The sequence below is a fragment of the Bacillus sp. CGMCC 1.16607 genome, assembly GCF_042683745.1.
Classification (GTDB): Bacteria; Bacillota; Bacilli; order Bacillales; family Cytobacillaceae; genus Pseudoneobacillus.
This window is the reverse complement of record NZ_JBHUJX010000012.1, coordinates 91,290-109,990: the sequence shown is the minus strand read 5'-3', so window position 1 is coordinate 109,990 and position 18,701 is coordinate 91,290. Positions and strand designations below refer to the sequence as shown.

18 protein-coding genes and 1 riboswitch are annotated in these 18,701 nt (G+C 34.5%); of the genes, 6 read left to right on the top strand and 12 right to left on the bottom strand.

Annotated features, from left to right (window positions below; all coding sequences use genetic code 11):
• The first annotated feature begins 88 nt into the window (after positions 1-88).
• From ACFSO7_RS07735 to ACFSO7_RS07725, 3 genes are read left to right on the top strand one after another with little or no spacing between them, the layout of a single operon-like run.
• Positions 89-1,747, top strand: a complete 1,659-nt coding sequence (locus ACFSO7_RS07735) for a hypothetical protein (RefSeq protein WP_377876730.1) — start codon at positions 89-91, stop codon at positions 1,745-1,747.
• Positions 1,748-1,784: 37 nt separating this feature from the next.
• A complete protein-coding gene (locus tag ACFSO7_RS07730) occupies positions 1,785-3,221 on the top strand; it encodes an S-layer homology domain-containing protein (protein WP_377876729.1) in 1,437 nt (478 codons plus the stop codon).
• 21 nt (positions 3,222-3,242) lie between these two features.
• Positions 3,243-6,404 carry an immunoglobulin-like domain-containing protein gene (locus tag ACFSO7_RS07725; protein ID WP_377876728.1) on the top strand — a complete coding sequence of 1,054 codons (3,162 nt, stop codon included), beginning with the start codon at positions 3,243-3,245 and terminating at the stop codon, positions 6,402-6,404.
• A gap of 93 nt (positions 6,405-6,497) precedes the next feature.
• Here ACFSO7_RS07725 and ACFSO7_RS07720 read toward each other — a convergent pair whose 3' ends face one another.
• Positions 6,498-8,021: a DHA2 family efflux MFS transporter permease subunit gene (locus ACFSO7_RS07720; RefSeq protein ID WP_377876727.1), complete on the bottom strand. Its 1,524-nt coding sequence runs from the start codon at positions 8,019-8,021 to the stop codon at positions 6,498-6,500.
• Between the two features lie 183 nt (positions 8,022-8,204).
• Here ACFSO7_RS07720 and ACFSO7_RS07715 point away from each other — a divergent pair, with 183 nt between their 5' ends.
• On the top strand, positions 8,205-9,104 hold the full coding sequence (locus ACFSO7_RS07715; protein WP_377876726.1) for a TetR/AcrR family transcriptional regulator: 900 nt from the start codon (positions 8,205-8,207) through the stop codon (positions 9,102-9,104).
• A 37-nt stretch (positions 9,105-9,141) separates the two neighbouring features.
• On the opposite strand, the gene ACFSO7_RS07710 is transcribed toward ACFSO7_RS07715, so the two are convergent.
• From ACFSO7_RS07710 to ACFSO7_RS07695, 4 genes are all read right to left on the bottom strand, one after another.
• A complete protein-coding gene (locus tag ACFSO7_RS07710) occupies positions 9,142-9,534 on the bottom strand; it encodes a globin domain-containing protein (RefSeq protein ID WP_377876725.1) in 393 nt (130 codons plus the stop codon).
• A 277-nt stretch (positions 9,535-9,811) separates the two neighbouring features.
• Positions 9,812-10,846: a serine hydrolase domain-containing protein gene (locus ACFSO7_RS07705; RefSeq protein WP_377876723.1), complete on the bottom strand. Its 1,035-nt coding sequence runs from the start codon at positions 10,844-10,846 to the stop codon at positions 9,812-9,814.
• 311 nt (positions 10,847-11,157) lie between these two features.
• Positions 11,158-11,271: a glycoside hydrolase family protein gene (locus tag ACFSO7_RS07700; protein ID WP_377876964.1), complete on the bottom strand. Its 114-nt coding sequence runs from the start codon at positions 11,269-11,271 to the stop codon at positions 11,158-11,160.
• Positions 11,272-11,385: 114 nt separating this feature from the next.
• Positions 11,386-11,520: an XkdX family protein gene (locus ACFSO7_RS07695; RefSeq protein WP_377876722.1), complete on the bottom strand. Its 135-nt coding sequence runs from the start codon at positions 11,518-11,520 to the stop codon at positions 11,386-11,388.
• Positions 11,521-11,606: 86 nt separating this feature from the next.
• Positions 11,607-11,651: riboswitch (PreQ1 riboswitch) on the top strand.
• Positions 11,652-11,658: 7 nt separating this feature from the next.
• Here ACFSO7_RS07695 and ACFSO7_RS07690 point away from each other — a divergent pair.
• A complete protein-coding gene (locus ACFSO7_RS07690; RefSeq protein ID WP_377876721.1) occupies positions 11,659-12,144 on the top strand; it encodes a QueT transporter family protein in 486 nt (161 codons plus the stop codon).
• Between the two features lie 179 nt (positions 12,145-12,323).
• Here ACFSO7_RS07690 and ACFSO7_RS07685 read toward each other — a convergent pair whose 3' ends face one another.
• The 4 genes from ACFSO7_RS07685 to ACFSO7_RS07670 form a co-directional block, all read right to left on the bottom strand.
• Positions 12,324-12,884: a histidine phosphatase family protein gene (locus ACFSO7_RS07685; protein ID WP_377876720.1), complete on the bottom strand. Its 561-nt coding sequence runs from the start codon at positions 12,882-12,884 to the stop codon at positions 12,324-12,326.
• A 30-nt stretch (positions 12,885-12,914) separates the two neighbouring features.
• Positions 12,915-13,562: an alpha/beta hydrolase gene (locus tag ACFSO7_RS07680; RefSeq protein ID WP_377876719.1), complete on the bottom strand. Its 648-nt coding sequence runs from the start codon at positions 13,560-13,562 to the stop codon at positions 12,915-12,917.
• A 102-nt stretch (positions 13,563-13,664) separates the two neighbouring features.
• Positions 13,665-14,084 carry a DUF1801 domain-containing protein gene (locus ACFSO7_RS07675; protein ID WP_377876718.1) on the bottom strand — a complete coding sequence of 140 codons (420 nt, stop codon included), beginning with the start codon at positions 14,082-14,084 and terminating at the stop codon, positions 13,665-13,667.
• Between the two features lie 294 nt (positions 14,085-14,378).
• Complete coding sequence (locus ACFSO7_RS07670) at positions 14,379-15,560, bottom strand: NupC/NupG family nucleoside CNT transporter (protein WP_377876717.1); 1,182 nt, start codon at positions 15,558-15,560, stop codon at positions 14,379-14,381.
• Positions 15,561-15,741: 181 nt separating this feature from the next.
• Between ACFSO7_RS07670 and ACFSO7_RS07665 the strand changes: the two genes are divergently transcribed.
• Positions 15,742-15,888, top strand: a complete 147-nt coding sequence (locus ACFSO7_RS07665; RefSeq protein ID WP_377876716.1) for a hypothetical protein — start codon at positions 15,742-15,744, stop codon at positions 15,886-15,888.
• 252 nt (positions 15,889-16,140) lie between these two features.
• Here the strand turns inward: ACFSO7_RS07665 and clpP are convergent, their stop codons facing one another.
• The 3 genes from clpP to ACFSO7_RS07650 all read right to left on the bottom strand — a co-directional run bounded on the left by clpP (position 16,141) and on the right by ACFSO7_RS07650 (position 18,655).
• Positions 16,141-16,731, bottom strand: coding sequence for an ATP-dependent Clp endopeptidase proteolytic subunit ClpP (clpP, locus tag ACFSO7_RS07660; protein WP_377876715.1), 591 nt, complete (start codon positions 16,729-16,731; stop codon positions 16,141-16,143).
• 19 nt (positions 16,732-16,750) lie between these two features.
• Positions 16,751-17,437: a sigma-70 family RNA polymerase sigma factor gene (locus ACFSO7_RS07655; protein WP_377876714.1), complete on the bottom strand. Its 687-nt coding sequence runs from the start codon at positions 17,435-17,437 to the stop codon at positions 16,751-16,753.
• A gap of 129 nt (positions 17,438-17,566) precedes the next feature.
• Positions 17,567-18,655 (bottom strand): citrate synthase/methylcitrate synthase, encoded by a 1,089-nt coding sequence (locus tag ACFSO7_RS07650; protein WP_377876713.1) that lies wholly within the window; start codon positions 18,653-18,655, stop codon positions 17,567-17,569.
• Between the last annotated feature and the right edge of the window lie 46 nt (positions 18,656-18,701).

The following is an 18,701-nucleotide window of genomic DNA, read 5'->3' as shown; positions in this document are numbered from 1 at the left end:
TTAACTTTTATCTACTATTGTACGATATAAAACCTATAAACCAATTTTGATGATCCTTGGAATCAAGTTTATATAGGAGGGGTTATATGTGTTAAAAAACAGCTTTTTTTTAATAATTATCATTTTATTTCTACTTTTAGGTGTATTGATGACAAATCCAGCAGAAGCTAATTCGGTCATAAAAGGCACCTTCATTGAAGCAACTTACAAAGAGGTGCAAATCGACGATAAAGTAACAGAGAAACGGTTAAAAAGTATTACCATTAAAAACGATCAAGGGAAAACAATGACTTTTGATATGGATGAAAATCCGAAATTAACTGTCGATACCATCCCTACCATCATCGATGCGTTCAAATATGGGATGAAAATTGAAGTGGATGTAAATGGAAAAAAAGCGATTGCTTTACGTGGTCAATCAGGTGAAAACCCTGGAGAAATCGAAGAAGGGGAGCGTGTAGTTACAGGGACGTTAAATCATATTGATCCAAACGGTACATATCTTTCCATCAGGCTTGAAAATGGGCAATCTCAAACCTACTATATTAATGAAGAAACAGAAATTTTCAAGGGTACTACCTTAGTAGATTTAAGTGTGTTATACGAAGGAGACCGCGTGAAATTTACCTTTAATGAGTATGATTCCAACTATATAAGTACTGTCGAGGTTAATACCCAAGGAATTAGGGTGGAACATCTATACAAAGGGACGATTTATCAAATTGATTCCGTACAAAATAAATTGATCATAAAAAATGAAAAAGTGTTTCAAGATTGGAAATGGAAAGCAAATACTTCAACTGTACACAATAGTTATACTTACTCTACTAAAACACCTATATATGTCGGTGACCAACCAATTAAGCGTGATCGACTACGAAATTACAAAAACAATGAAGTGTATTTCGTCACCATTAATAAATTAGGTAAAGAAGTCATTGATAAAATCATCATCAAAAAAAGCAATGAACGAACGTTTTATGAACCTATGACTTTAGTGAAGCCATCTGATAAACTTTTAGGATTAAAAAATTCCGGGCAAATGAAGTATCATAACGGAACTATCCTCATTAGAAATGGCAGAATAGTAGATTCTAATAGTTTGCTTGCTGCTGGCACTGCCTTTGTGATCACAGATGGTACAGAAAAAAGTCAATTTGCCAATGTTATACATATTACAAATGACGGATTCCAAAGTCCTAATTTAGCAAACCATTCGATTCTTTTCGGTCAAATTAGTTCCACTAACGACTATCAGCTTTACGTGAATAATACGAAAGTGTTAGTGAACAATTATTGGCAAAACACATCACAAATAAGACTTTCATTTAGTAACGACACCGTTACAGTAAGGGACTCAGGACCAAGTGTATTAACAGTCGTTCCTAGAGTCGAAATGAAAGAATATGTGGGGAAATATGGTTACTTTTATGTGAAAAACAATGAAATTGTCGGAATTCATTTCATTGATTCAAAAACTCCACTCGCACAAATAGTTTCTGTAGGGAGAATTGAAGGTTTTTCAAAAGTGGTTAAAGGTATACCAAGTATCATTAAAGTTCGTAATGTAAGCCAATGGCAGCAAGGTGCTTGGGAAGAAGCTGGAAATATTTCAAGTATGAATATCGATCAAACGACAATCATTCGTGATGGAAAAATTATTTCCGCACAGGAATTAAAAGAAGGCGATCGCATTTTTATGCTACATGAATCCAAAGTAAAAGGACGGATTCTGTTTGTAAATTAATAAATCGAAAATAAATAGTAACAAGAAAGGATTGCATATGACTAAATTAACTTCTAGACTTTCAAAATACTTTTCTGTCATCATCGTTTTTTTAATTATTTCATATTTCACGATTCTTCCTACTGCTCAGGCAATTCCGCCAGATTATAATGGCGGTGTTCTAAATGAATACACCTATGAAGAATATTTCTTTTTAACGGATAAACCTATTTTATTTAGTGGAAAAGCAACCGTGACAGAACGTGAACAAAATGATAAGTTAACGAAAACATATAAATTCACTTTAGCAGATAAAGATAATGTAGCAAATAAACTTACACGTAGTGTTGTCTACGAATCGACATTAGACAAACGATTAGACAAAGGGCAAACCACTTCACAAACGATTATTAAAAGCTATTCTGAAAAGATTACGATAGGAAAAGCTTCATATTCATTAGATGATTACCAATTTTCACAAGGAGCAGTTGCTGATAACCGCCCTGCTTCTGACTATTATTCTGGTAATCTTGTCGGTCGAAAAATCTATAAAACTAATACGAACGAGTTGATTACGGTACAATTCAGTGGCCGTAATCTGGGGTATGAAAACTTCTGGGGTGCTACCGAAACACAGATTATTGATTTCGAAATTACTTCTAAACTTGGAAAAGCACTAGTAACTAGCAAAGTATCAGACAGCAAAAATAAATTTCTTAAATATGAACCCAATGATCCTAACCTATCAAGTTTTACAGGTGGACATGCACTTATTAGTCAACAAAATATGATTGCGGAATATACGTACGATATCCCATATGGCACATCGAAGAAAGGTAACCTTACCCTTTCACAGGAAAAGGTTCCAACAATTGACCGTCTTATTGTTCCTAAATTTCGTGATTTAACGAAACATTGGGCAAAAGACGATATAGAACGTTTGTATTCCCTTGGAGTATTTAATGAAGCGAGTCAATTTTTTTCTCCAGGTACACCAATGAATCGCTATGATTTTACTGTTGGAGTGTTAAAGGCAGCAGATATTCGAGTGCTCGAACAACCAAAAAATCAGAAAACAGCTAAAAAGGCAATTTTTTCAGATCTAGATGTGAAAGATCCCGATTACTTATACATTGAAAGTGCCTACCAAAAAGGAATTGTGAAAGGCGCAACAGAAAATAAATTTTTACCAAAGAGCTCGCTTACTCGTGCTCAAGCGGTGACTATTCTTGTCCGAGCTTTAGGCTTAGAAGGACGTGCACCAGCTCCCGGATATCAAACGAAATACGCTGATAACTCCTCCTTACCTAATTGGGCTAAAGACAGTGTGTATGTAGCAACAGAAATTGGCTTAGTGACAGGTGACGGAAATAATCGTTTTAATCCAAATAAAAATATGACTAGGGCGGAAGCATCCACACTTATTACTCGTTTCCTTAACTTCTTAGAAGAAGATTTGAAACAAAACTACCGAGATGATATGTTACTTTTTTAATTAATGAAAGGACGTACTGATATGACTGTTTTTCAAAAAAGAAGGTCGGTTTCCCTTCTACTTATTTTGATGTTAATGTTAACCTCGCTCCCCTCTCCTAGTAGTGCGGCGAGTAGGTATAAAGATGTAAACATTGACCATTGGGCTTACTCTTCCATTGAATGGGCTTTCAAAAAAGGAATTGTGAAAGGAAATTCTGACGGTACTTTTGCTCCAAGCCGAATTTTAACAGAAGCAGAATTTATCACAATGTTGATTCGTTATGATTGTGATGTAAATAAGAAGAATGTAACTGGAGGAGCATCTGCCAATTATCGTTATTTAAAAGGGAAAAATATCCCTCTTCCCGGTTTCATAAATAGTAAACTTCGTGATGAACCGATTAAAAGAGGAGATGTGGCCCGAATTGTCGCTGCTTTTAATGGTCTTGATTTAACGATGCCCCATGCTGTTCAATACATGTATATCAAAAATTTATCCAATGGGATGACAGGTAAGAAAGATTATCAGGATTATGGCGTGGATCGTTCTTTAAGTCGAGCTGAAGCCGTTGTCTTTTTAAATCAGCTGTCAAAACGTGGGACATGTAAGATGGTTGGTTTATTGAACACTTCTGCAGGCCAAGATAATCAAAAATATCCTTTACCGATTAATTTCTTAGGCGAAGATTCGGCAACATTTCCTCCTAATGAGACTTTGCCGCAAACAAAACCACCAGTTGGGGCAAAACCAATTGATTCCCGACTAAAGGATCTTGATATCGAAAAGCCTAAATTAATTGCCAATGGAGTCGACTCCACATTTATGACATTGAATCTCCAAGACTGTTATGGGAATCCGATTCCATATGATCAATCGCTTGTATTTACTGCATCTTCAAAAAGAGGAGCTAGAATCAGTGTAGAAAATTACGAAAATGGAAATGACGCTGTGGCTTTTGCTAAATCGCAATTGAATGTCATCTACGCAATTGGAGAATCAGCTACAGGTGTAACACAAAACGTCACATTACCCACCTTTGGTGCAAACGGAACAGTAATCACATGGTATTCGAATAACAAATCAATTGCATCAAACGGAATAGTAACTCGACCAACATTCACAGAAGGTAATGCGATCGTTACTTTAACAGCAACAATCAGTAAAAATGGAATATATGACACTAAAACATTTATCTTAGTAGTCTTAAGTCAAGTACAAAACGATTCAGAGGCTGTAGCACTTGCGAAATCACAATTGAATGTTATTTACGCAACAGGTGATTCAGCAGCAGGAGTAACTCAAAATGTCACATTACCAACATCAGGCGCAAATGGGACAGTAATCAGTTGGTATTCTGACAATATAGCAGTTGCTGCTAACGGAATTGTCACCCGCCCGATATACTCAGCGGGTAATTCATTGGTTACTTTGACAGCAACAATTAGAAAAAATGGAGTTACAGATACAAAGTCATTTCTAGTAGTGGTCTTAAAACAAGTGCAAAACGATGCGGAGGCAGTATCTTCCGCAAAGGATCAACTATCTATCATTTATGCTGCTGGTGATTCAGAAGCTGGTGTGACGCAAAATATTACTTTGCCCACAACAGGTGCTAACAGTACAGTAATTAGCTGGTACTCTGACAATATTGCAATTGCAGCAAATGGGACAGTAACCCGCCCGAAATTTGGTTTAGGTAATGCGATGGTTAACCTAACAGCAACAATCATTAAAAACGAAGCTTCCAGCACCAAGACTTTCAAAGTAATTGTTTTGGAACAACCTAGCCCCATCGGTTCAGAAATTATTTACCAAAAAGCAGCTGAAGTTTCTTATGCATATAGTGCGATCACTCAGACGGACGGTCCTGAGTTAACTATAAAAGTAACGGCTCCAGCATCAAATACTGTTGTACAGGATACGATTTCTTTCCAATTAAACTATCAAAGCAATTTAAATATGTCTTGTTACCAAAAACCAGTTACCATTGAGTTAACCTATGAGCCGCAAGCAGAGCTTCGATTAGAAGTAGGTAATAAAAATTTATCTCCAAATGGACAAACTACAGTAACAGCGAAAATCGTACGTCCAGGAGGGCAAACCATTTGGGATTATAATGGAAAAGTACGTTTCCGCTCGGCAAAGGGAGCTATTTTAGGCACTCAAGAAGCCTATTTTTATAATGGTGTAGCATCAACAAGTGTGTCTCCCCTTTCAACCTCTTATCAAGTAAACGATGAGATTTCAGCAGAAATTATTCAATCAGATTCACGTTATAATTCAGAGATATCATCTGTTTTAAATAAGACTTTTTATACTAACGTAATTTACGATCCAAGGCTTTCACCAGCTACTTGCCAAAGAGGAGAACTGGAAGTTGCTTTCATTATCGATTCTTCAGGAAGTATGAAACGAAATGATCCGGAGCGGTTACGTGTTTCCAAATCAAAAGAGTTGATTAATACGATAAATGCAAACTTTAACATTGGTTCTCATTTTAATGAAAGAGGTTATATGCTCGGGAATCCTGGCTCAGTAAACTCAGTGTCTTACTCATTTGATAACGTCTTTCAGTCAGGCGGGACGAATATCGGTGAAGGGCTGGAGCAAGCATTTACAAAATTCACCAACTCCACTTCAAGTCAAAAAGTAGCCATACTATTAACTGATGGTAAATCAAGTGAACGAAAAGCGACAGACATGATGAATTTAGCCAAGAGTAAAGGTATCAAAATTTTTACTATCGGACTTGGTGACACCAAACAATTAAACGAGTCACTATTACTAAAAATGGCAAGCGAAACTGGCGGAAAATATTATCAAGCAGAAAAAAATACGGATATTAGCATTGCCTATCAATCCATTCTTTATGATGTAACATGCGGTGTGTCCTATCCTGTTTGTTCGCAATCTGGCTATGTGTTTACTTCTCCAAAACTTGAAGTGACTAGCTCAGACTTTTACATGAATACGTACATTAATGAAAATTGTGGCGAAGTTGATCGAGTTGTCCTCCGTCTTCAGTCAACAGATGGTGATATTGATTATGAGCTCATCCACCGTGGACAAAATTATTATGCCTTGCAAAAAGAGAAAAATGAAATTGAAAACTTTTCCTTATACAACGAAGGAACGTTCCTTGCTTACAACAGAGATGGTACTTTAGTTGGACAATTAAGAATTCCAATGAGCTATAAATAATAATAAAAAGCCTTCAGATTAGTTATTAAATCTGAAGGCTTTTTTATCAAAGAAAAACAATCACTTACAGATGATCGCTTCCCTTTTTCGAGTTTAATTTTCAGCCAATTTATTTTGAACAGCATTTCCAGAAGGCTTATCTTCTGCCTGTTTTGCTCGTTTAATAAATAAAGCAAGGAATAATGCAAGTGCGGCAATAAAGACAGAGACAAAGAATGCAAAATTGATTCCGTCTAGCATTGCTTTCATCATAATTTGTTGTTTCATTGTAGCAACAACTTCAGGAGTTGGTGCTGGTTGCCCTGCCGCAGCTTTCATTGCATCAGCTGCCAATTCTTTTGCAGTAGATTCTGTACGATTAGACATAATCGTTACCAATAATGCGGTACCAATTGCACCAGATACTTGCTGTAGTGTATTGTTCATTGCTGTTCCGTGTGGATAAAATCTTGGTGGTAACTGATTTAATCCATTTGTTGAAACAGGCATCATAACCATTGACATCCCGAACATACGTACCGTGTACAAGATAATTAATTGGGTATATGTTGTATCCAGTGAAAGCTTACTGAATAAATAGCTTGTGATGACAGTAATCGTTAATCCAATAACCGCTAATATTCGTCCACCAATTTTATCAAATAATTTCCCTGTAATTGGAGACATAATAGCCATTAAAATAGCCCCAGGTAGCATCATTAACCCAGCATCCATAGGCGAAATTCCTCGGATCGTTTGAACATAAATCGGCATCAGTAACATTCCCGAGAACATCGCCATCGTCACAACCATTGAAATAGTTGCAGATAAGGCATACATTGGGAATTTAAAAATGGTAAAGTTAAGCATTGGTTTTTCTTGCTTCAATTGTCTAATTATAAATGTAGCTAAGGATAGAACCCCTACAATTATAGTTACATATACTTCGGGGCTATCCCAGCCCTTTTTCCCAGCAGAACTAAATCCGTATAATAAACCACCAAAACCGACACTTGATAATAACACGGATAAAAAATCTAAACGAATATCGACTTTTTCTTTCTTATCTTTAAGTAAGAAGAAACCAGTTAGAAGTACAGCAGCTGCTATTGGTGTAACAAAGTGGAAAAGCATTCTCCAATCATAATGTTCCACAATCCAACCAGATAATGTCGGACCAATCGCTGGTGCACCCATCAGAACAAGACCGAAGATTCCCATTGCTGCTCCCCTTTTTTCTACAGGAAAGCTGATTAACATTACATTCATTAGCAAAGGCATTAGAATAGCTGAACCAGCTGCTTGTGTCATTCGACCTGCTAATAAAAGTGGAAATGCATGGGCAAAACCAGCAAGAATCGTTCCAACTGTAAACAATCCCATCGCCGCTATAAATAAGTGTCTTACCGAGAATTTTTGAATTAGAAAAGCTGTCGTTGGAATCAAAATTCCATTTACTAACATAAATCCAGTTGCCAACCACTGTACGGTGGATGCTTCAACCTTTAAGTCCTCCATTATCGAAGGTAGCGCGATATTTAATAACGTATTATTCAAAAAAGTTATAAATGCTCCGATCATTAGGACAGAGAGTATCCCATACGGTGGACGATTTGTCTCTTTTTTTGAGTGATCCATTGTTTTCCCCCTCTAAACTTATTGTTCATTTTTTTATACCCATATTTCATACTTCAATATAATATACTCCTAGTACAAAATTTGCAATAAAAAAATCTTAACTATTTTAGGGTTTGAAATGATATTCATTATAAGTTACTATTATTTTATACAGGTAGTACAATATGAATCAAAGGTGATTTTATGAATGACAGAAAGAAACATGTTGTCAAAATGGCTCATCAATTATTTATCGACAAAGGATTTCAAGCCACTTCCATTCAGGATATATTAGACTTTAGTGGAATTTCTAAAGGTACATTTTACAATTATTTTTCTTCAAAGAATGAATTATTAATTGCTATTTTTAAATCCACCTATGGTACTTTGGAAAAAAAACGAAATGAATTATTAATTGGTCACGATCGATCCGATATTGAAATATTTATTAAGCAAATTGAGTTACAAATGAGGTCCAATCGTGAAAATAAATTAATCTCCCTTTTCGAAGAGGTTATAGCTTCCAATGATGCAGAGCTTAAACAATTTATTGAACTTGGAAAAATGAAAAATATTCGATGGTTGTATCAACGGTTCATTGATATCTTCGGGGAAGATAAGAAACCCTATTTGTTAGATTGTGCAATAATGTTCATGGGAATACTTCGGGAGAATTTGAAGTTTTTTCATATGGCACATGGACAAAATATGAATATTGGTCATGTTATTCGTTATACTGTAAGACGTTTGGAAAAAATGGTTGCTGGATTAGCTGATTCGGGTGAACAATTAATAAATCCCGAACTTTTAATAAAGTGGTTACCCGATAAAGAGAATTGTCATCATGCTTTTCATAAAAAAGTACTTCAAATTGTACATGACTTAAAGAAAGCTTTAAACCAAAATAATGAACAGAGTAAGTACGTTGAGTTACTCGATTTTATTGTAGATGAGCTAGTGGATTCAAAAAATCCTCGAGTTTATTTAATTGAAAGTACCATTTTATCATTGCGAGCAGGGCAAGAAATTTTCGGTAGTACAAAACTACAAAAGCTTGATCAACTTATTGATGAATATTTTTCTCAAATCAAATCTGATGAATAATAAAAAAATCCTCCGATATTTTGGAGGATTTTTTTATTTATTCTTGATCTGGACTATTCACCATAATTCCAGCTACTTGCGTTAATCGATCATAAAATGCCATTCCTGCAGGTTGATCATATAAACCGATCTCTTGCAAAGCTTCCTTCATACATCTGAGCCAGCATTGTGCTCTTTTCGGAGTCACTTCAAAAGGAAGATGTCGTTCTCTCATTGCAGGTGGTCCGAATTCCTGGCTATATAATGCAGGGCCACCTAAAAATTGAGGTAAAAACATACGCTGTTTCCTTTTGATTTCCTCTATATCCCCTTCAAACAGAGGTCTTAAATCTTTATCTGCATATACACGCGGATAAAAAGCATCTACTAGTTTATTGATTGTCTCTTGTCCGCCAATTTCGTTATAAAGTGATTTAAAAGTATAGTTCAAGAATTTCACCTACTATTGTTTTTACTTTATTATAAAGTGAAAACAATTCTTGTTTTGTGATTTAAATCACGCTTCCTGAAAAATTCCATTCTAATTTCCTCATTGACCAATCTATGAGTTTAATTTTGAGTTCATCTTCAATTAAGAGGCGGTTTCTATAAGTTTTATTTTATTAATTTCTATGTCCTTGAGATCAATTTATCTTATCGTAAAATTATCTAATTAGCGTTTAACAAACAATTTTATGAATACTTCTATGCACCACCTAAAATAAAATTCAATTAAAAATAACTTCCTCTAAATATTTTTCTACTCTAGGTTTACCAGTGATAATATCATTATTAGATAAAACTATTGTTAACAATTTTTCGTTTGGATAGAATCGTAAATCAGTATGTACTCCAGGATAGTCTCCCCCGTGTCCAAAATGAATAATTCCATTTATATTTCTATTAAAGAAACCATAACCGTATCTTATTGAATTGTTAGCTTTATTAGTTCCTATAATAACCTTTCCTGCTGTAGTTAATATAGTATGTTCCCTGTTCAGTAGGACTTGATTTTCTAGAGAATATATGAATTTTGAAAGATCATTTAATGTTGAGTAGCAGCCACCAGCCGGTGATCCTTTAAGTCCTTGCATGAAAATATTATTTCGTTTTAAACCTTGTTCATAGGTCATATTTTGATTCAACTCAGTATAGCCATTTGCCAAATTCGGTACATCCTGATCCATTTCATAATAATCTGTATTTTCCATATTAGCTTTCATAAAAATATTTTTCTTTATGTATTCATAAAATGATTGTCCTGTAATTTTCTCAATAATTGCTCCAAGAATTAAATAACCTGTATTGCTGTAATGAAACTTTTCACCAGGTGTAAATAAAGATTGCGAATCGTTCACTAAGTTTAAAAAGCCATCAATTGTTCTAATTCTATTACTGTATTTTTTATACTTTTCGTTAAAAAAAGTATCACATCCGGAGGTATGAGTTAATAATTGATGAATAGTTATTTTTCCTTCATTTAACAATAGGTTGGGTAAAAATTTTTCAACTCTGTCATCAAACTTAAGTTCTCCTTCCTCTGCAAGTTTAACTATAGCTACCCCAGTAAACATTTTTCCCATTGAACCAAGATTAAAGATAGTATTAGTAGTGTTTAGTACTTTATTTCCCCAATGAGAATACCCATAAGCCATAGAAAATACTATTCTAAAATTTCTTGCTATTAATACTACTCCAGAAAATTTGTCTTCTTGTTCTAGTTGAAATAAATAATTATGAATTGCTTTATTATCTAATATCATTTTTTGTCTCCTCCAAAGGGGATTTATGGTAAAAAAATAATCTTCCCCAATATCTAAAATTAATACTTTCTTAATAAAATGGATGGTCAGTTTTATTTTATTCTACATATCTTTTGTAATTTTGCAAAGTAAAACTCGTAGGAAAAGATATTCAGTTATTTATCTCTCTTTAATGGAATAGGAAATAATACTTTTTCAGCTCTGATCGATTGAAAAGACCTGTAAATACTACTAATTCACCCTAACTTTAGTTTTATTCCAACGATCAATTTCTGTTGCAAGATTAAAAAATGTTTTTTTATTTAAGTAATTTAGGAGAAGGACTTTTGTAGAAAATGTACTCCAAGATTAAATGCAAAACAAACAATTGCATCAATTTGATTTTGATTTACTGAAACCTTTAAGCAATGATTAACTCTTCTAATTTAAATTCTCTAATCAATTCAAACACACTCCTAAAATAAAACTATCAAATTATGAGTTCATTTAAATTATAGGAATTTCCTTTATTTAAGATAAAACAAAATAAAAAAGCTTACTCATGTACGCTTTACCGTGATTTCTGTATATTCCTTATCGACGATTATGCCAGCCTTCACGAAATTCTTTAAGCTCTCTTTCCTGTAGGAATAACGGACACTATCACAATAACGCTTGATTGTAGTATAACACATTACACATTACCACCAATTCTTACTGCTTTATGATTTTACACTTAGGTATTTACAAACACACAAAAATACTGATAAAATAACACTTTCTTCACGTGGTTCGCAACCATCCCACGAAAAAAAACTAGGGAGAGATTATTAATGAAAGTAAAAACGCTTGTTGGGAATGGAATTGTCGCAGCATTGTATATCGCTGTTTCCATGCTCATTCAACCATTTGGGTTTACCCAAATCCAATTTCGAGTTTCCGAAATGTTCAACCACATGATTGTCTTTAATAAAAAGTACATTTACGGAATTGTTCTCGGTGTATTTTTGACCAATTTATTCTTTTCACCAATGAAAGCTTACGACTTAATCTTTGGTGTTGGTCAAACAATCATTTCATTATTGATAACTATTGCTTGCTGCAAGCTTATTTCAAATATTTGGCTCCGAATGGTCGTGAATACGATTGTTTTTACAATTACCATGTTCCTTATCGCTTTAGAACTCCATTTGGCGTTTGGATTGCCTTTTTATTTTACATGGTTAACGACTGCCATAAGTGAATTTGTAGTAATGATCGTTGGTGTACCCGTGATGATCGCGCTAAACAAACGAATTCAATTTGAAAAAATGGTATAGTATAAAAACAGGCGTCCTTCAGAAATGGTGGATGCCTGTTGTTTTTTATATAATACATGTGATTTATTTGTATAACCAGTTTTTTTGTAAGGAGTTTCACGGTAACCACGGCACTATATGGTGACCACTTTTCAGAAAAAAGTGATTTCTCCGTAACCATGAACCTTATGTGTTTCAAGCTATAATACATCTATATGATTATTTTCTGGAATCTTATTAAATTGATATTCACTATATTTCCCATTATTTGACGAAAATTTTAGTATATTTCTATCTACTGATATACCATTAAAATAAGCACCTATACTCCCCGTTGTACAACGATGTCCCGATAATAGAATATTTACTTCTTTTTCACTGTATTCTACTTCAAGATCGTTCATAAAAGAATACACTCTAAGAATATAATTATGTATATCTTCCACTCCTTTATACACATTTGAATCAGGCACAACTCCAGCTATTTTTACTTCGTCTTTTTTTAAACCGTCAGCCTCTCCTAAATCAAAAACATCAAGTTTTTCATCAATTACTGCTTTTATCCCTGTCGCTATCTCAGCTGTTTGAATAGCTCTTTCTTGTGGTGAGGAAAATACGTAATCAAATTTTACTGTTTTAAGCTGATCTCTTAAATATTCCGCTTGAGCAATACCCTTTTCGTTTAATGGCAGCCCCATTCTACCTTGCAATCTTCCCTCTTTATTCAAATCGGTTTGACCGTGCCTAATTACATATATCAAATGCAGAAACCTCCCTAAATTCTTTATGAATTAACCAATCACAAACATTTCCAATTCTCTCATAACACCCTCTAAAGCTTTTAAGGAAAGTAAAGTATGATGAGGTTCAATATCTAAAGAATGATCTGCATCTGGAACATTAACCACTTTTATGTTTGATATTTCTAATAGTGCTTCTATTTTTTCAGGGATATAATGAGGATCCCGGTCTCCTATTACAACAAGGGCATTATGATGGCTACTCAATAATGATTCAAAAATGGTATCGAATTTTAGTAGAGGTGTGAACAAAATCATTTTGGAGTTTGAAAATGTATTTTCTTTCATAAGTCCGTTGATGAGTGGAATGGTGCCAAGTGACTTTCCTAAAAAAATTACATCATCGTGTTTGTTGTTTTCAATTACTTCATTAATAATGTGAATGACATCATCATAAACCATTTTTGTAATATCAGTTATTGAAAAAAGCTTAAATAGATCGTGCCCGTATGAGTAGTGTATATGGACAATATCAAACTTGTTCTGAAGCATTGTCATTGTTGAATAATAAAATAAAGGCTTATCATACGTATAGCCTGAACCAGAAAACATAAAGCAAATAACCGAGCTTCCATTTTCTATATGTGTATATTGAATTTCTTTATGATTGATTAATTTTGTTTTTCTAGTAACTTTCACAACTATTCCCCCTTGAAACTATATAACATTAATATCTCAAAGTGTAAAAAGCCAAAATACACAAATCACGAATAAAACTTGTATAAGTTAGTTTAATTAAGATTAACTAGGATATGTTTCTCTCAAAAAACTTACAGATTGATTAATTAATTCTTTTAAAACTTCTATATCAATATCTTCGACTTTATTAATATAAACGCAAGCCTTTCCAGACGTATGTTTACCGAAATTCTTTAGTAATTCCTCTCTCTTCGTGTCACCTGTCGCGAAATATAAACTAATTTTAGCTTTTCGAGGAGAAAAACCAACAAGTGGTGCATTACCTTCGTGGCCTGATTCGTATATATAATGGTAGGATCCAAATCCAATAATACTTGGTCCCCACATCTTAGCTTGATAGCCTGTCGTTTCTGTAAAAATGTCTAACAATCTGTATGCATCTTCCCGTTTTTTAGGGTTATCAACTAATTCAATAAACTCAATTACACTGTTATCCGTTTCTTTTGTTTTTAGCTCATACATGATATACATCACTCCTTTTAATTATGATGATTTTCTAATAAATACTGTGCATTCCAAATGTAAAAGCAGGAAATTTCATCTCCTACTTCCTCTTAGGAATATGATTGAATATTACTTTTAATATTATCAGAAAATTATTAAGATAACTCTAACTTTTGATCTTTTTCCACGAAATCGGTAGTGAACATTATTAAAAATATGTCTTATTAATTGGAACTAGGGCAATAAAAAAGAGTTTATGATCAATGATCGATAAACTCTTTATAACTTCTTAGTATTCATAAAGTCAAAAAACTATATCATGACCCCGGCAATTGCAGATGCAAGTAAGCTTACTAGTGTTGCACCGTATAATAATTTTATCCCAAACTTCGCAACCTGATTTCCCTTTTTCTCATTTAAACCTTTCACAGCCCCAGAAATTATACCGATGGATGAAAAATTGGCAAAAGAAACAAGGAAAACCGAAACAATCCCTATAGTTCTGCTTGATAAAGAATCTGAAACTTTACCTAAATCCATCATTGCGACAAATTCATTTGACAGCAACTTGGTGGCCATAATTGTTCCAGACTGTACCGCTTCAGCAGCTGGAATTCCAACGATAAAGGCGAATGGTGCAAAAACATAACCTAGTGCAACTTGAAAACTAATTCCAAAAAGAGCTGCAAATACATGATTGATCATACTAATTAAAGCAACGAATCCGATTAACATAGCCCCAACGATAATTGCGACCTTAAATCCGTCTAAAATGTATTCGCCAAGCATTTCAAAAAAGGATTGTTTCTCGTCTTCCTGAATTACAATAAGATCTTCTTCTGGAGAAACCTTATATGGATTAATGATATTTGCAATCATAAATCCCCCAAATAAATTCAATACGAGAGCCGTGATTACATATTTCGGCTCGATCATCGTCATATAGGCTCCTAATATCGAAGCTGATACTGTTGACATGGCGGATGTACACAATGTATAAAGTCGATGCTCAGGAATGTGGGCTAGCTGTTTTTTAACTGAAATAAACACTTCAGATTGTCCAAAAACTGCTGATGCCACAGCATTGTATGACTCTAATTTTCCAAGACCATTGACTTTGCTTAAGATTAGACCTAAATAACGAATAATAATTGGTAGAACCTTTATGTACTGGGCAATACCAATTAACACAGAAATAAATACAATTGGCATTAACACGTTTAAAAAGAATGGGAATGTTCCTTCATTGGCAATTCCGCCAAATACAAAGTCAATACCTTCTGCTGCATATTTCAAAAGATGGCCAAATAGACTTGATATTCCTTTTATAATGACGAGCCCGAATTCTGTATTAAGAAGTATGAAAGCCAAAACTAATTGTAAAACAAGCATGGTTAGGATCGGTTTAATTCTAATTTCTTTTTTATTATTACTTACGATATAGCCCAACAAAAATATAATGACAAGTGCGACCAAAAACAAAACAATTTTCAAAACATTCTCTCCTTTTTCTCGCTGTCAATTAAGTATGTCATGAAGAAGTATCATTTTATTTTTCAGATAAAGTAAGAAACGTATGCAAAAAAAAGTGAGAATATGTTTCAAAAATTTTGTCATGAAATAACCCGAATTTACTTTTACTATTTCAACCATCCTAAAACAAGGAGGTGAACTTATGTCGAATAAAAATCCCATTGAATTTACCGGCAATGTGTTGGACCAAAGAAATACCTTAACTGGTCCAAATGATTCCAATAAGGACGACTATCCAAAACAACCTCAACGTGTAACGATTAAGGAGGAAGGTAGTAAAACGCATTAATGGCATTTTTAAATTAGAATGAAGCTACATACTGTAGCCTCATTCTACATAAATTAACTGTTTCAAGAACGTCTCATATTTCCCTCAAACAGACAATAAAACTAAAACCCATATTATTAAGTACTGAATCACCTTCTAATATTTCTAATCAAAAAAATATCAGAAACCATTAAAGACAGCAGCCCTTTAATTGGTTTCTGATATTTTATAATTAGCTTACTTCAATGTCCCTTTCTGATTGGGACGAGTAACCTATATATCTTTATTTCTACTTATGATTTTGTCGATAATACCGTACTCAAGTGCCTCCGCTGCACTCATAAAATAATCTCGATCGGTGTCCTTGGCGATTTTTTCAATTGGTTGCCCTGTTCGTTCTGAAATAATTCCGTTCACATGTTCACGAAGTTTTAAAATTCGTCGCGCTGAAATTTCTATTTCCGTTGCTTGCCCCCTTGCCCCACCGAGTGGCTGGTGAATCATTATTTCACTATTGGGAAGGGCAAACCTTTTTCCCTTTGTTCCAGCAAGAAGCAGCATCGCTCCGAATGAAGCTGCCATTCCGATACAAATAGTGCTTACATCTGGCTTGATGAGCTCCATTGTGTCAAATATTGCAAAGCCAGCAGATGTCGATCCACCAGGGCTATTTATATAGATCGAAATATCTTTATCTGGATTGTCCGCTTCAAGAAACAATAATTGGGCAATGACACTGTTTGCTAATTGGTCATTTATCTCATCACCAATCATAATAATACGGTCTTTTAACAACCTTGAATAAATATCGTATGAACGTTCGCCTCGATTTGATTGTTCAATGACATATGGAATGGTACCCATAAAAATTCCTCCCTTTTCTTTACGCTGCCATACAGTAAGAGTTGAGAGGTGAAGCAGAATGTTTTCTTGTATTCGGCATCGGAACTTCTACTAATGAAGGTATGTCACCTATTCGATCGATCAACACTGATGGGTCTTCTTCCTGAAGAGACTGATAAAGTAGCTCAATCAGTAGATCTTTTTCCTTCTCACCCCAAAAAGTATCCACCGTATGAATCGTTTCTTTATTATTTATACGGGCTTTTGCACGATGAAGAGATGATTTTACTGCCATTTCTGTCGTATTTAGAAGTTTTGCAATTTCCTTGGCTTGATAACGAAATGCTTCTTTTAGGAGAAAGATGACCGCTTGTTTAGGTGTCAACTGATCGATTAAATGCATTACTGTATCCAAAACATGATTCGATTTCTTTTTTGAATGATCTTCAGGGACTTCAAAACCAATACCAACCACTTCTTGCTCACGTTTTCGGATCATATCAATCCACTGATGATAAGCAATTTTGTTCAAAAGTGCAGAACAAATCACAGATGGTTCGTAAACTTGAGTTGCCTTCAGGATTGCTTCTTGTGCAAGGTCCTCCCCATCCCATTTATTCTTTGATAGAAAACGGCAATATCGTTTCAGTCCAGGATACAGCTCCTCCACCAGTTTTTTTTCTGAAAAAGCATTCCCTTTAGCCATCTGCATTTTGTGATTATACATTCTGTTCACTCCTTTTACCTCTCTACCTTCATAACGGAAATAAGATTAGGAAAAGATACGGGTTTGAAAAATTTTTTATTATTTTAAGTTTACATAATTGACGCATGAATCTCCATTTTCAACCCTTTTTTACGAAAAAAATGGGCCAATATACTTGGACTGTGGTCTGAATATCACATTATTCTCTGCCTGTTCGAGTACATGTGCACTCCAACCTACCACTCTACTAGCTGAAAAAGTTGGTGTAAAAAGTTCTGGTTCCATATGAATCGCTTTCATAATGGCTGCTGCATAAAATTCTACATTCGTATAAAGCTCTCTTCCCGGTTTATACTCTGCTAAAAGTTTAATTCCTTTCTCTTCTACTTCCAACGCTAGATCCAGCCATTGATCATTGCCGACAAAGTCTAATAAATTTGCTTTTAATGCTATCGCTCGTGGATCACGTGTTTTATAAATTCTGTGTCCGAACCCCATTAATCTTTCTCCCCGTGACAATTTTGCCCGAATCACTTTCTCCACATCCCCTACTACAGCAATCTCATCTAATAATTCAAGCACTTCAGAAGGTGCTCCACCATGAAGTGGTCCTTTCATCGTCCCAATTGCAGAAGTGATGGCTGATACTATATCTGATTCAGTAGAAGCTGTTACTCGAGCTGAAAAAGTAGAAGCATTCATTCCATGCTCCATCGTCAAAATCATATACGTTTCTAGTGCCTGGACATGAGCTTTGATTGGCAATTCACCATTTAACATATTTAAATAATTTTCAATATGACTCAAATCTGTTCGAGGATAAACAAACGGTTTTCCTTCAAGTAGTCTTTTTCTGTAGGCGATGATGGTTGGAAACATCGATGTCAATCTAATTGCTTGGTTAATCGTAGGCTTCCAGTCGTAAGAGGAATTGCCCTCTGAAGAAATACAAGTTCTAATTACACTCATCAAATCCATTTCCTTTGGAAGATCCTTAATTATTTGTTCAATATGACATGGTAGAGCTCTTTGAACCTGCATTTCATTTTTCAACTGAGCTAATTCATCTTGACTTGGCCATCTTCCATACCATAAAAGAAAGGCTGTTTCTTCAAAAGTATAAAACTTTGTAATGTTTAATACATCGTAACCTCGATAAATGAGTTTCCCTTTTTCCCCATCCACATGGCTAATTAATGTCTCTGCGGCAACAATTCCCTTTAACCCTTGATTCAACATCAAAAATCCCCCTTTTCGTTGTTACATATATTGTATATGATGAATA

Excerpts from the sequence above, each read along its gene's own strand:
- ACFSO7_RS07730 (WP_377876729.1), top strand. The coding sequence starts at position 1,785 with ATGACTAAATTAACTTCTAGACTTTCAAAATACTTTTCTGTCATCATC.
- ACFSO7_RS07725 (WP_377876728.1), top strand. The coding sequence starts at position 3,243 with ATGACTGTTTTTCAAAAAAGAAGGTCGGTTTCCCTTCTACTTATTTTG.
- ACFSO7_RS07720 (WP_377876727.1), bottom strand. The coding sequence starts at position 8,021 with ATGGATCACTCAAAAAAAGAGACAAATCGTCCACCGTATGGGATACTC.
- ACFSO7_RS07715 (WP_377876726.1), top strand. The coding sequence starts at position 8,205 with ATGAATGACAGAAAGAAACATGTTGTCAAAATGGCTCATCAATTATTT.
- ACFSO7_RS07705 (WP_377876723.1), bottom strand. The coding sequence starts at position 10,846 with ATGATATTAGATAATAAAGCAATTCATAATTATTTATTTCAACTAGAA.
- ACFSO7_RS07695 (WP_377876722.1), bottom strand. The coding sequence starts at position 11,520 with ATGTGTTATACTACAATCAAGCGTTATTGTGATAGTGTCCGTTATTCC.
- ACFSO7_RS07690 (WP_377876721.1), top strand. The coding sequence starts at position 11,659 with ATGAAAGTAAAAACGCTTGTTGGGAATGGAATTGTCGCAGCATTGTAT.
- ACFSO7_RS07675 (WP_377876718.1), bottom strand. The coding sequence starts at position 14,084 with ATGTATGAGCTAAAAACAAAAGAAACGGATAACAGTGTAATTGAGTTT.
- ACFSO7_RS07665 (WP_377876716.1), top strand. The coding sequence starts at position 15,742 with ATGTCGAATAAAAATCCCATTGAATTTACCGGCAATGTGTTGGACCAA.
- clpP (WP_377876715.1), bottom strand. The coding sequence starts at position 16,731 with ATGGGTACCATTCCATATGTCATTGAACAATCAAATCGAGGCGAACGT.
- ACFSO7_RS07655 (WP_377876714.1), bottom strand. The coding sequence starts at position 17,437 with ATGTATAATCACAAAATGCAGATGGCTAAAGGGAATGCTTTTTCAGAA.
- ACFSO7_RS07650 (WP_377876713.1), bottom strand. The coding sequence starts at position 18,655 with ATGTTGAATCAAGGGTTAAAGGGAATTGTTGCCGCAGAGACATTAATT.